The organism is Streptomyces canus (genome assembly GCF_001514145.1).
GTDB lineage: Bacteria > Actinomycetota > Actinomycetes > Streptomycetales > Streptomycetaceae > Streptomyces > Streptomyces canus.
In genome coordinates, this window is sequence record NZ_KQ948673.1 from 73,799 (window position 1) to 85,474 (window position 11,676).

At 70.6% G+C, this 11,676-nt stretch carries 13 protein-coding genes and 1 pseudogene; 8 read left to right on the top strand and 6 right to left on the bottom strand.

Translation table 11 applies throughout. The features are described from left to right. Nucleotides 1-190 precede the first annotated feature (190 nt). Entirely contained in the window at nt 191-1,156 is a 966-nt protein-coding gene (locus AQJ46_RS40905) for an SCO0930 family lipoprotein (protein ID WP_059210408.1), read from the bottom strand. A gap of 771 nt (nt 1,157-1,927) precedes the next feature. Between AQJ46_RS40905 and AQJ46_RS58565 the strand changes: the two genes are divergently transcribed. From AQJ46_RS58565 to AQJ46_RS40915, 3 genes are all read left to right on the top strand, one after another. Then, nucleotides 1,928-2,059, top strand: a complete 132-nt coding sequence (locus tag AQJ46_RS58565) for a hypothetical protein (protein ID WP_263972896.1) — start codon at nt 1,928-1,930, stop codon at nt 2,057-2,059. A 21-nt stretch (nt 2,060-2,080) separates the two neighbouring features. Beyond that, nucleotides 2,081-2,845 (top strand): bestrophin-like domain, encoded by a 765-nt coding sequence (locus AQJ46_RS40910; protein ID WP_059210409.1) that lies wholly within the window; start codon nt 2,081-2,083, stop codon nt 2,843-2,845. Between the two features lie 206 nt (nt 2,846-3,051). Then, nucleotides 3,052-3,585 carry a hypothetical protein gene (locus tag AQJ46_RS40915; RefSeq protein ID WP_059210410.1) on the top strand — a complete coding sequence of 178 codons (534 nt, stop codon included), beginning with the start codon at nt 3,052-3,054 and terminating at the stop codon, nt 3,583-3,585. 103 nt (nt 3,586-3,688) lie between these two features. Here AQJ46_RS40915 and AQJ46_RS40920 read toward each other — a convergent pair whose 3' ends face one another. After that, the gene (locus AQJ46_RS40920; RefSeq protein WP_057617989.1) at nt 3,689-4,180 is read right to left on the bottom strand and encodes a hypothetical protein; all 492 of its coding nucleotides are present in this window, start codon (nt 4,178-4,180) and stop codon (nt 3,689-3,691) included. A 333-nt stretch (nt 4,181-4,513) separates the two neighbouring features. On the opposite strand from AQJ46_RS40920, the gene AQJ46_RS40925 reads away from it, so the two are divergent. Continuing rightward, complete coding sequence (locus AQJ46_RS40925; protein ID WP_057617988.1) at nt 4,514-5,185, top strand: class F sortase; 672 nt, start codon at nt 4,514-4,516, stop codon at nt 5,183-5,185. Between the two features lie 30 nt (nt 5,186-5,215). Here the strand turns inward: AQJ46_RS40925 and AQJ46_RS40930 are convergent, their stop codons facing one another. Next, nucleotides 5,216-6,085, bottom strand: coding sequence for a polysaccharide deacetylase family protein (locus tag AQJ46_RS40930; RefSeq protein ID WP_059210411.1), 870 nt, complete (start codon nt 6,083-6,085; stop codon nt 5,216-5,218). A 317-nt stretch (nt 6,086-6,402) separates the two neighbouring features. On the opposite strand from AQJ46_RS40930, the gene AQJ46_RS40935 reads away from it, so the two are divergent. Next, the gene (locus tag AQJ46_RS40935; protein WP_057617986.1) at nt 6,403-6,864 is read left to right on the top strand and encodes a universal stress protein; all 462 of its coding nucleotides are present in this window, start codon (nt 6,403-6,405) and stop codon (nt 6,862-6,864) included. Nucleotides 6,865-6,876: 12 nt separating this feature from the next. Here the strand turns inward: AQJ46_RS40935 and AQJ46_RS40940 are convergent, their stop codons facing one another. Then, nucleotides 6,877-7,932: a 2-oxoglutarate and iron-dependent oxygenase domain-containing protein gene (locus tag AQJ46_RS40940; RefSeq protein WP_059210412.1), complete on the bottom strand. Its 1,056-nt coding sequence runs from the start codon at nt 7,930-7,932 to the stop codon at nt 6,877-6,879. A gap of 140 nt (nt 7,933-8,072) precedes the next feature. Between AQJ46_RS40940 and AQJ46_RS57710 the strand changes: the two are divergent. Beyond that, nucleotides 8,073-8,252, top strand: a pseudogene (locus AQJ46_RS57710) (amino acid permease); the annotation flags it as partial. 45 nt (nt 8,253-8,297) lie between these two features. Here AQJ46_RS57710 and AQJ46_RS40945 read toward each other — a convergent pair. After that, on the bottom strand, nt 8,298-9,113 hold the full coding sequence (locus AQJ46_RS40945) for an alpha/beta fold hydrolase (RefSeq protein WP_059210413.1): 816 nt from the start codon (nt 9,111-9,113) through the stop codon (nt 8,298-8,300). Between the two features lie 72 nt (nt 9,114-9,185). Here AQJ46_RS40945 and AQJ46_RS40950 point away from each other — a divergent pair, with 72 nt between their 5' ends. Continuing rightward, entirely contained in the window at nt 9,186-9,662 is a 477-nt protein-coding gene (locus AQJ46_RS40950) for a MarR family winged helix-turn-helix transcriptional regulator (RefSeq protein ID WP_059210414.1), read from the top strand. 4 nt (nt 9,663-9,666) lie between these two features. Here the strand turns inward: AQJ46_RS40950 and AQJ46_RS40955 are convergent, their stop codons facing one another. Then, nucleotides 9,667-10,812, bottom strand: a complete 1,146-nt coding sequence (locus AQJ46_RS40955; protein WP_059210415.1) for a CapA family protein — start codon at nt 10,810-10,812, stop codon at nt 9,667-9,669. Between the two features lie 221 nt (nt 10,813-11,033). On the opposite strand from AQJ46_RS40955, the gene AQJ46_RS40960 reads away from it, so the two are divergent. Next, nucleotides 11,034-11,579 (top strand): sigma-70 family RNA polymerase sigma factor, encoded by a 546-nt coding sequence (locus AQJ46_RS40960; RefSeq protein WP_057617982.1) that lies wholly within the window; start codon nt 11,034-11,036, stop codon nt 11,577-11,579. Nucleotides 11,580-11,676: the final 97 nt, after the last annotated feature.

Here is an 11,676-nt window from a genome sequence, read left to right on the forward strand (position 1 = left end):
CCCGGTCACTGCCTGCGGCACGTGCCGCTGCGGAATGCCGTGGATCCCCTACGAAAAGTAGGCGCCGCACTCCGGAGAGTTCCGGATCAGGCGCCGACTCGCGGGGAGTTGGGGGGAATGACGGCAAAACCGGCCCGCCCCCTCCGTGCGGCGCGGAGGGGGCGGACCGGTGGTTCGGGCTGGACCGCCGTCACTTGTCGGAGACGCCGACCATCTCTCCGTTGGGACGGACGGCGTACCAGGTGCCGCCGACACCCTGGCCGTTGGTGTCTCCGGCCTGCTTGTCGCCCGAGAAGGTGTAGATGGGCGAGCAGTTGACCGTCTGCTGCTTGGCGCCGTCGGAGCGGGTGAAGCTCATCAGGCCCTTCTTCTGGACGTCCTTGGTGTCGTTCGCCGACACCGGCGCCACGACCGGCCACTTCTCCAGGCAGGCACCGACGCAGTTGGAAACCGGCTCGGGCCAGGCCTTGTCCTTGGCGAAGCGGTAGACCGTCATGCCGTTCTTGTCGACGACGATCTCGCCCAGGTTGGGGTCGTTGCGCGTGGACAGTCCGGGCAGGCTGGCGACCGACGCCTTCTTGCCCGTGGGCGCCAGCGCGTACCACTTGCCGCCCACGCCCTGGCCGGTCAGATCGCCGGCCTTGGTGTCCTTCGCGTAGCGGTAGGCCGGCCAGCCGCCGATGGTCAGCTGCTTGCTGCCGTCGGCCCGGGTCACCTCACCGAGCAGCGCCTTGTCGATACCGGCGCCGGCCGAGGCGTCGTTCGCGGGTACCGGCGGCCAGGCGGTCGCGCAGTCGCCGTTGCAGTTCGACTTCGGCGGCTCGGCGGTGTCCTCGTCGAAGCGGTAGAGGCTGAGACCGGCGCTGTCGGTCAGCACGTCCCCGAGCTCGGCATTCGCGGAAACCTCGAGCTTGCCGGCCGAGGCCGACTGCGCTCCCAGGTTCCCCTGGCCACCGGCCACGGTCGAGCTGGCGCTCGGGCTGGTACCGGTCCCGATACCGGAGCCGACACCGCCGTAACCGCCCGCCGCCGCCGTGGCACCGACGTTCTGGCTGCCCACCGACGACGTGCCGCCTTCCTGACCGCACGCCGTCGTCAGCACCAGCACCGCCGCGGCGCTTGCCACGAGTGAGGCGTTCCGCCAGGAGGTCTTCATCGTCAACTCCCCATAATTCAAAAGGGTGTTGCAGCGCCCTGCTGCGCCGCCGCACGACCATGGGTACGCAGCGGAGCAGGGGTTGTGTTCAACCGTCCCGCATATTTCTTTTCGGAAGCTGTGACCACACCCGCCCCGGACCGCACAGATGTACCCCCCATCGGGCGGACGGGCGCCCGGAATTCAAACACCGAACGGCCCTTTGTCCCTCCTTCGGGTCAATCCCTTCGCGCCCGCGCGTGAGAGGGCGTGACAGGCCTCATGATCGCCGTCGTGCATCGACCCGAATCACCCCAATCCGCCTCCGCCATACGGGTGTTGGCCCTCCTGACGTTGACGTGGGCGCTCATCGGCCCCACGGCCGGGGTGGCCGAGGCGGATGCCTGCGCCTACGCCTCCGCCGGCCCCGACGGCGCACAGGCGGTGGCGGTGGCAGTCGCCGGCAGCTCCACCTGGCCCGCCTTCCCGCCGTGCCCGAAGCCCGAGCCTCCACCCCCGCCCACTCCCACTCCCCCACCCCCCGAGCCTCCGTGTACGCCTACTCCCCCTCCCGACCCCACGCCGACGCCGACGCAGAAGCCGCCGAAGCCGACGCCGACCCCCGAGCCACCGCCTCCCCCGCCCGCACCGCCCGCACCGGCACCGCAACCGGCCGCACCGCGCCCGCGACCCACGCCGCCGCCCCCCGCGCCCACCCCGGCACCGGCTCCCACCCCGACCCCGACGCGGAAGCCACCGCCCAGTCCGGCCCCGGGCCCCTCCGCGACTCCGGTGACCTATCCGGCCTACCACCACGCGAAGGCGCCCGAACGGCGCACGCACAGCACGACCTCGCCCGTGATCTACGTCCTGCTCATCACCGCGCCCGCGGTGGTCGCCGTGGCCGCCCTGCGGCCCCGCTAGTGCCGATCCTGGAGGCATCCCTTGCCGGAATGGCTTGTTCTCATCCTCGCGATGCTGGCCGCATGCGCCGTGGTGGTCGCCATCACGCTCATCCGCCACAAGGCCGCACCCGTGGACGAGGATCCCAGCGAGACCCCCGACGTCATCGAGTACATGACGATGTGGATCGGGGTGGTGTACGCCATCGTCCTGGGTCTGGCCATCGCGGGCGTCTGGGAGGCCCGCAGCTCCGCCCAGGACCACGTCCAGGCGGAGGCCCAGGCGCTGCACGAGATCTCGGAGCGGGTCCAGGTCTATCCGGCCGACGCCCGTGACCGTATTCGGGACGATGTCAACGCCTATGTCGGACACGTCGTCACGACCGAGTGGAAGGAGATGGCCGACCACCGCCGCATGACCGGGCGCGGCACCGAGCTCCTCGGCCGGCTCCGCACGGACGTCACCTCCTACCAGCCGAGGACCGACTTCGAGGCCCAGGCCTACCAGCCGCTCATCGACCAGGTGGCCGCCGTGGACCAGGCCCGCAACGCCCGCGCCGACTCGGTCGAGCCCACCATGCCCGGGGTGGTCTGGTTCGGTCTGCTGGGCGGCGGCGTCGTCACCATCGGCATGGTCTTCGCGCTGCAGATCCGGCGTACGGCACGCGAGCTGATCCTGGCCGGCCTGTTCTCCGCGCTGATCGCCTTCCTGCTCTTCCTGATCTGGGACTTCGACGCCCCGTACAGCCGGGGCATCACGGCGTCGGCGGAGCCGTTCTTCGCCCTCTTCCCGGACATCAAGGGCTGACGGCGTCCCACCGCGGACACATCCGGGGGACGTCCGGCGCCCGACACACCGTCGGCGTCCCCCGATCGGCCCACACGCGTGCCCCATTCGGAGCGACAGCGATCGCGCAGGCGTACACCTGTTCCTAGCGTTTCGGTCATCGAGGTGCATTTCCGGCGAAGGCGGAAAAGGTCCGCAGCTGCTCCTCGGGGACCGGAGGAACCACCATGCGCGCGATACGCGTCGCTTCGGCCGCACTGCTGGGCGTGACCGCCCTGACCTTCTCCGCACCGGCCGCCGTGGCGAAGGAAACCGACATCACTCCCTTCGGTTTCAGCGTCCTGCCCTCGACCGTCGCCGCGGGCGGACAGGTGGCCCTCCTGCTGGAACGGAACCACGGCGGCTGCAGGGGCTCGGCGACCGTGACGTCGGCGGTCCTCGACACCGTCATCATCCCGCCGCACAAGAGTTACGCGACGGCCGTCGTCGACTGGGACGCCAGACCCGGTTCGGTGTACCGGGTGACGTTCACGTGCGACGGCGTGAGCGGGTCCACGAGTGTGACCGTCACCGGCGGCCGCCCGGACGGTCCCACACCGGTGCCGCTCCACCCCGACCGGGGTGTGCATGCCGGTGAGGGCGGCACCAGCATCGCCGGGTTCGACCTCAAGGAGCTCGTCATGGGCGCCGCGCTGATCACGGGGTCGATCGGGGCGGCGTACTACTTCTCCCGTCGTCGCACCGACGAGGACGACGCGTGACGGCTCCGCCGGGCGCACAGACCTCCGCCCCGGGGGTTCCTCTCGGAATCCGGGGCGAAGGCCTGTGCCACGTGCGGTCGGAAGTCTCCGAAGGGGGCGGAGATCAGATGTGCTTCTCGGACCGCCGGCGCATCCAGAACACCCCGCCGCCGATGACGGCCAGGGCCACGAGACCGCCGCCGATGGCCATGTCGGTCGGGGTGGCCCCGGCGGAGCTGCTGCCACCGAGCCCGCCGCGGACTCCGCCGATGACGGTGAAGGCCGTGGGGTTGATCACGGTGCCGTTGCCGCAGACGACGTGGATGCTGTGCGATCCCGTGGCCGCGTTCCGGTTGACCGTGGCGCGTCCCGTCGCCAGGTTGTTGGCCCCCGTCCGCAGTCTGATCGTCCGGAACGCGTCCGAGCTCGCGGTGGCGTTGCCGGTGCAGTTGTTGACGGTGATGGTCAGTTGGCCGCCCCGGGCGATGACGTTGGGCAGGGCGACGACATTGCTGGGGCTCAGGTTCATGCCGTCCCGCGCGACGGCCGCCGGGGCGGCGAGTCCGAGCACGGCGACCGCGGCGCCGGCGGCCGCCAGGGCACGAGTAGTACGCATGTGAATCCTCCGCGGGAGACGCCCCGGGAACGGTCCCCGGTGGATCGGCGAGAAAACGCCTCCCATAAAGACCCTCAGATGCCGTGCGCAAGCCCGCATTTCGGCACTGGTCCGTACCGGTGAGAGGACACGCCGAACGAAAAGCGCACAATCGGATATCTCCGCAGGTCACGGACCGTCAGAAAATTCCTGCTCACGGCAACTCGGATGGCGCACCAGCCGCGTCCGGATGCCACCCGTTCGCCGCCGCCCCGTCGCCGGTTGCGCGCGCGGGACTTAGCGTTCTCGTATGCGCGAATGACGTGGCGACGGCCGCGTCGAGAGGGGAAGTCAATGTCTGCGTCCGAGCTGGCCGGGCTGGCCGAAGAGGAGGAGCAGCGGAAGAAGCGCGCTCCCTGGGGCGTGATAGCGCTTGTTCTGCTGACCGGTCTCGCCCTCATTCGGAACGGTTCGGGGGAGTTCGACGTCGGCCCGCCGCAGCCCGCGTCGGCGGCCGCGGCGGACAGCCGGGTGCACGGCTCCGCCTTCGGCAGCGCCCCCGCTCCCCTGCCGTACGCCGCGCCCGACCGGGTCTCCATCCCGGCGATCCGGGTCGACGCGCCGATGCTGCCGGTCGGCCTGGACTCGGACGGCTGGGTCGGCGCGCCGCCGCCGGAGGACCCTAATCTGGCCGGCTGGTTCACCGGCGCGGTCTCCCCCGGCGAGAAGGGCACCGCGGTCGTCGTCGGCCATGTCGACAACAAACAGGGCCCCGCCGTGTTCTACGCACTCGGGGCCCTGAAGAAGGGAAATCGCGTCGAGATCAGGCGCAAGGACGGAAAGACGGCCGTCTTCGAGATCTACGGCATCGAGGTCTTCGAGAAGAACAATTTCCCCGGAGACCGTGTCTACGGCTCCAAGGGAACCCCCGAATTGCGGGTCATCACCTGCGGGGGCGGATTTTCCAAGAACAACGGCTACGACGGAAACGTCGTCGCCTTCGCCCGCCTGGTCGAGGTGCGCTGAGCGTTCCCCGACCCGGCGGGCGCGTTCCGCCTATACGTACTGCCGTCGCGGGACGGTGAGGTGATAGCCGGAATCGATGAGCTGCGGCAGATAGTCACGCAGCGCCCGGACACTCTGGGAGCGGTCGCCCCCGGCATCGTGCGAGAGCACCACGACGCCGGGGGCGGCGCCGTGCTCCACCGCGCCGACGATGCGGCGGGTGCCCGGGGTGGTCCAGTCGAGGGTGTCGACGGTCCAGGCGAGGGGTTCCATGCCGAGCTCGGCGCCGAGCTGGAAGGCAGCGCGGTTCCAGGCGCCGTAGGGAGCACGGAACCATTCGGGCCGCTCGCCGTAGGCGTCCTCGATGACGTCGCAGGTGCGTTCCATCTCGGAACGAATGCGGGAGCGGGTGAGCCGGGTGAGCAGCGGGTGGGACCAGGTGTGGTTGCCGACGACGTGTCCCTCGTCGGACATCCGGGCCAGCAGATCCTGGTTGTTCACCGCCATCTCCCCGCACACGAAGAACATCGCCCGTACGTCGTACTCGGCCAGCGTGTCCAGGATGTGCGGGGTGTAGCGGGGGTCGGGTCCGTCGTCGAAGGTCAGCACCATGGTCCTGCCGCGCCCGGAGACCTTCAGCAACGGCTCGTGGCGCACCAGCGTCTTCCGGCTGGTGGCGTGCGGCGGGCCGTATCCGGTCAGGGGCTGGAGGCGGTAGGCCGAGGACCTGACCGCGCGGTGGGCCGGCGGGCCGGCGGCGGGGAGCGCCGGCCCGACCGGCTTCTCGCCGGTGACCGCCGCGAGCACTCCGGCCGTGCCGGCGGCCCCGACCGCGGCGGCGCCGGCCAGCAGGGCCCGACGCCGGGTGAGCACCGCCGCCGCCGTCGACGACAGCCGTGTGAGCAACTGATCCTTCGTCATGACTCATCAGTCGCCCGGCGCAGCTCCGACGCACCTCAGCAACACCGGTGTGGCGGCACGAATACACCCGCCCGGTCCAGCGAAAACGTGCCCGAGCGGCATGGCGGAACGTCAGGCCGACGGCGTACGAGGGCAATCGGCTTCGGCCCCGGCCTCGTCCCCTCCGTCGAGGCCGGGGGCCGAGGGCGGCGGCGGGCTTGGGTGTCGGCCCGCTCGCGGCCCGCCCTTCGAGTGCCCTCTCTCCGCGAAACTTGCGCACGGATGTCGACGGGCCCCGTCTGCCGCCCGGACCTGCGGCTTCCGATAGCCTCACAGCCGTGACGGAACAGCATGCGCACCAGTTCGAGCGGGGCACGGACGGGCCCAAGGTCATCGTCGTCGGCGTGGACGGCTCCGACTCCTCGCTCCGCGCCGCGGCATACGCCGGCGGTCTGGCCCGGCGGCAGCACGCGCTGCTCGCCGTCGTGTACGTCCAGCCGGTGATCGCCTCGGGCGCCGCGCTCGGCGCGCCGGTGGCCGAGACGACCGACGAGATCGCCGAGGACCTGGTCGCCCAGATCCGGCACGCGACCGAGCAGAACAAGGGGATATTCGATGTGCGCTGGGAGTTCCACACCTTCCGCGGCGACCCCTACAGCGGGCTGACGAAGGCGGCGGACGAGCTCAAGGCCGACGCGGTCGTCGTCGGAGCCTCGGAGCAGGCCGGCCACCGGATCGTCGGTTCCGTCGCGGTGCGGCTGGTCAAGGCGGGGCGCTGGCCGGTGACCGTGGTGCCGTAAGCCCGTTCGGGGTCAGGCGAGCGCCTCCTCGCGCAGCCGGTCCAGTACCTTCAGCCGGCCCTCCGCCTCGATACGGGCCGTGGTCACGCGCTCGGGATAGCAGCGCATGAACATCCGGGTGAAGTGGGTGCCGTAGTGGATGTACTCGGCGGAGTCCGGAGCGTCGAGCGGGCGGGCCACGGCGTCGAAGGCCGGTTCGTGGAAATAGGCGAGGGTGTGGCGCTCGCGGGCGGCGAGTCGGACCTTGTGCGGGGTCGACAGGAGGGCACCGCCGGTCATGAACTGCATGATGTCGCCGGGGAAGACGGTGAAAACGGCCGCGACCGGGGTGACGTAGGTCCAGGGCTCCTCGTGTTCGTAGCGGCCGGCCATCGACTCGCCGGGCAGCCAGTTGCGGCCGCGTCGCTCTCCCGGGACGGGCGGCCGGATGTGGAGGCCGCCCACGTCGTCCTGGGCGGCGATGACGAGCAGACCGTAGTCGGTGTGGGCGCCGATGCCGCGCTGCGAGGTGGCGTCGGCGGGCGGGAAGCGCAGGACGCGCATGTGGTGCCAGCCGTCCGTGGTGAGCCGGGTGAAGCGGTCGGGGTCGTCGAGGCCGAGCCCCAGTGCCGTCAGCCGGAGCAGGCGCCCGCCGATCTCGCCGACGACCGTCATGTAGTCCTTCATGGCGCGGGCGTAGCCGGCTGAGGGCCAGGGCACCGGTCCGTGACAGGGCCACCGGTCGATGACGCGAGGGTCGTCCGCCGGGATGTCGGGGCACACCGTGAAGATCTCCGAGCCGTCCCGCTCCCCGGCCGTCTCCTCCTCGCCGGAGGCCACGTAACCGCTGTAGCTCAGGTCCGAGACATGGCGGGCCTTCTCGTTCAGCGCTCTGCGGCAGAACGTCCTGGACTCGGCCAACGCCCGTTCTGTCGCCTCCTGTTGGGTACGGGTGGCGCGGATCTGGAAGATGCCGTCGGACTGCCATGCGGCGACCAGAGCCCGGCCGAGGGCGCGGTCGTCGTGCGTGTCGCGCACCGCGGCGGGCAACCGGAAGGTCTGAAGAGGGCTGTGCGGCTCACTGGTCATGTCGGATGCTCCGAGACCGCTGCGCTGTGGTTGCGCGGCAAACTACTCCGGCCCCCTCCTCCTGAACAGCCGTTCAGCTCACGTGCCCCAGACGTATTGCCGTCATGATCCACCGTCAGCCGTTTGCCGTGCGCGAAGAGATGAGGCGCACGGCCCGGCTCCGTAGGGGCGAGGGAATTCTCCGCCGCAAACCGATCGAGCGCGTCGAGGAGACGGAGGCCGACGCGGGCCCGGGCCTGGGGCGGTCACCCGGACTGTGGCAGCCGACCGCAATCGGCGTAGGCGGCGTCATCGGCGCGGGCAGCGCGGGTCTGGGGGGTGTCCCCCAGCAGGCGCAGCACGACGCTGCGGTCGGCGGTGGAGCGTCAGAGCGAGCGCAGGAAGTCCAGCACGATCGCGTTGAACTCCTCGGGCTTCTCCAGGTTGGGGAGATGCGAGGCGCCCTCCACCAGCACCGAGCGGCCGTTCGGGGCGGTGCCGGCGAAGAGTTCCGCGTCGGCGATCAGGTCCGGCACGTCGAGCGTGCCGTTGACCATGAGCACCGGGACGTCGATCTTCGGGACCCGGGCCCAGGTGTCGGTCATGGGTACGTGCCAGTCCCGTTCGCCCGGTGTGTGCTTGGTGACGGTGTGGACGGCCATGTCGCGCAGGTGCTCCAGGATGCGCGGGTCGAGCTCGTCGGGCGAGCGGAACGGACCGCTCACGGCCCTGAGGAAGATCTTCAGCCAACCCTCGATGTCGCCCGCGTGCAGGGCCCGGTGGGATTCGGCCATGATCTTCCGGGTTGCCTCGTGGGTGTACTGGAAGTCGCTGACCGAGGCCCCGCTGACGACGATCCCCCGGACCAGTTCCGGATACTCGATCGCCGCGTCACCGGCGACGGCTCCGCCCATCGAGACACCGACCAGGACCGCGGGGCCCACGTCGAGATGGCGCAGCAGGTCTGCGAGGTCGTCGGCCCAGCGGAAGGGCTTGGTCGCGTTGGCGGTCCAGCCGTGGCCGCGGATGTCCACGGCGATGACGCGGTACTCCTCGGCGAGGACCGGTGTCTGGGCCTCGAAGAGGCGGTGGTCGACGTAGCCGGCGTGGAGCAGGACGACGGGGTCGCCGGTTCCGGTGTCGAGATAGGCGATGTCCCCGTCGGCGGACGCGAAGTAGCTCAGTTCCGAAGCAGCTGTCATGACAACCAAGGTGTCATGTTCGGGAAACTTTGACAACCCAGTTGTCATGATGAGCCGGTGCATGATGAGCGGGTGAACGACATCGACGAACCACTGCCCCCCGACGATCTCGGCCACCGGGTCAGCGAGGTGTTCGACCTCGTCGGCGCGCTCTACCGACGCGGCCTGCGCAAACTGGAGCAGGACGAGGCGGTCGGGGGGGTGTCCGTCGGCGTGCGTTCCGTCCTCGTCCTGCTGCACAGGTACGGGCCCATGACGGTCCCCCAGATGGGTCGGATCATGGCGCTGACCCGGCAGTTCGTGCAGCGCATGGCCAATGACGCGATGGACCGGGGCTGGGCGGAGGCCACGCCCAACCCCGCCCACCAGCGGTCCTCGCTGATCCGGATCACGGACGAGGGCGTGGCCGTCATCACCGCGATCCTCGCCCGCGAGCACGCCCTGAACCGGCAGGTCGGCGGCGGCGAGCTGACCGATGCCGAACTCCGGGCGTGCGTACGTGTGTTGAAGGAGATGCTGCGGACCTTCGACCATGTGGAGGTGGACTGACCCACTACCCCATCGCCAGCCCGTCCTTGGCCGCGCCCCGGCTCAGCACCACCTCCCGGATCCGGTCACGGACGCCCTCGAGATCGGCGCCCCGCGCGATCGCCTGGTTGAGGTTCACCACCCGGCCGGCGTCCACGTCGAACATCTGCGGCAGGAACTCCGCCTTCGTGACCCGCCAGCGCTCACCCGGCCGGGCGGGCGGCGCGAACGTGAAGCGGCCGAGGGTGGACTGGTTGCCGCGCGGGTCCTGGGCACCCTCGTGGTTGAACATCTCGCCCGCGATCTGGTCGCCCATGCCGTAGACGACCCAGGTGCCGTTGACCTTCTCGTACGCCTGCGGGACATGGGCGTGGGTGCCGAGGATCAGGTCGACGTCGGGCCGCCCCCCGGTGCGGGCGGCGGTCAGATCGCGCGCCAGGGCCATCTGCTGCTCATCGGGCGCGTCCTGCCATTCGGTGCCCCAGTGCAGCGATACGACGACCACGTCGGCGCCCGCCTTCCGAGCGGCACGGGCGTCCGCCAGGATCTTCTTCTCGTCCATCAGGTCGACCGCCCAGGGCTGCCCCTGGGGCAGCGGGAAGCCGTTGGTGTCATAGGTGTAGGCGAGGTGGGCGACCTTCGCCGACCCGGCACGCAGGACGGTGACGGCGCGCGACTCGGCCTCGGTGCGGGCCGATCCGGCGTGCCGTACGCCCGCGCGGTCCAGGGCGTCGAGGGTGCGTCGGATGCCGCCTGAGCCGTCGTCGAGGCTGTGGTTGGAGGCGGTGGAGCAGCCGTCGTAGCCGGTGGCGGCAAGCGCCTGGGCCACCTCGGGCGGTGACTTGAAGGTCGGGTAGCCGGTGTAGTCGCCGTTCGCGCCGTAGACGGTCTCCATGTGGCACAGCGCCAGATCGGCGCGGGAGACGACGGATCGGATTCCGGCCAGCATCGGGCGGAAGTCGTAGCCGTGCCCGCCGCCGTCGAAGCGGGCCCGGTCGATGATCGAACTGTGCGGCAGGACGTCACCGGAGGCGACGAGTGTGAAGCCGCGCGGTGCGACGGCGGCCGGGGCCGGGTGCCCGGGGGTCTCGTGGTCGTGCGCCTGGCAGGCGGCGCCCCCGGCGAGAAGTGCCGTGAGGGCCAGGGCAACCTGCCGTCTGCGTGCAATCATCAGCTCACCCCACTGTGGTCATATTTGCTGACGAATAGGTATGAGCTTGTCCGTGTCCGCAAACGGTCTGGCCGCCTTCTTGACCCGTCCGGGGTGGACGGGACGCGGAAGGGAGGCGGAACGGACCGTTCACCGAACCGTTCGTCGACGCGATCGACCGTCCGCCGCAGATCCTTGTGCGCGCCCTGTCCCCCGGCCCCGTGCTGAGGTGCCATACGGCCATGACGGCCGGAACCACCCTCACGAACGGGACGACCGCCGAGCACGAGCTCGCCGCACTGCAGCGGGAGCACGGCCGGCCCCTCTTCGCGCTCCTGCTCCGGCTCAGTGACGGCGACCGGCAACGCGCCGAGGACCTGGTGCAGGAGACCCTCGTGCGCGCCTGGCAGCATCCCGAGGCGCTGCGCGCCGACGCCTTCGAGTCCGTACGGCCCTGGCTGCTGACCGTGGGACGCCGGCTCGCGATCGACGCGCGGCGGGCCCGGCAGGCACGCCCCGCCGAGGTCGGCGACGCGGTGCTGGAGAACGCCCGGGTGTGCGCCGATCACGCCGAACGGGCGGCCGCCGCCCTCGACGTACGCGAAGCTGTGAAGACACTCACTCCGGAGCACCGTGAAGTCCTGGTGCTGGTGTATTTCCAGGGGACGAGTGTGGCGGAGGCCGCCGAAATCCTCGGAATTCCGCCCGGTACGGTGAAGTCCCGCGCGTACTACGCGCTGCGGGCCCTGCGCCGGGTGCTTCCGGGATACGCGGCCGACCTGCGGTGAAACCAATGGGAAAGTCAAACCTCCGTAAAGCGCCTTGCTGAGGACCCCGGTTGAGTAATCGGCTGTCCTCATCCGTGTTCCGGATGGGGTCCTGGCG

Bases quoted from the DNA above. Each gene is read 5' to 3' on its own strand.
- AQJ46_RS40920 (WP_057617989.1), bottom strand. From the start codon at position 4,180: ATGCGTACTACTCGTGCCCTGGCGGCCGCCGGCGCCGCGGTCGCCGTG.
- AQJ46_RS40960 (WP_057617982.1), top strand. From the start codon at position 11,034: ATGACGGCCGGAACCACCCTCACGAACGGGACGACCGCCGAGCACGAG.
- AQJ46_RS40955 (WP_059210415.1), bottom strand. From the start codon at position 10,812: ATGATTGCACGCAGACGGCAGGTTGCCCTGGCCCTCACGGCACTTCTC.
- AQJ46_RS40940 (WP_059210412.1), bottom strand. From the start codon at position 7,932: ATGACCAGTGAGCCGCACAGCCCTCTTCAGACCTTCCGGTTGCCCGCC.
- AQJ46_RS40945 (WP_059210413.1), bottom strand. From the start codon at position 9,113: ATGACAGCTGCTTCGGAACTGAGCTACTTCGCGTCCGCCGACGGGGAC.
- AQJ46_RS40930 (WP_059210411.1), bottom strand. From the start codon at position 6,085: ATGACGAAGGATCAGTTGCTCACACGGCTGTCGTCGACGGCGGCGGCG.
- AQJ46_RS40905 (WP_059210408.1), bottom strand. From the start codon at position 1,156: ATGAAGACCTCCTGGCGGAACGCCTCACTCGTGGCAAGCGCCGCGGCG.
- AQJ46_RS40915 (WP_059210410.1), top strand. From the start codon at position 3,052: ATGCGCGCGATACGCGTCGCTTCGGCCGCACTGCTGGGCGTGACCGCC.
- AQJ46_RS40925 (WP_057617988.1), top strand. From the start codon at position 4,514: ATGTCTGCGTCCGAGCTGGCCGGGCTGGCCGAAGAGGAGGAGCAGCGG.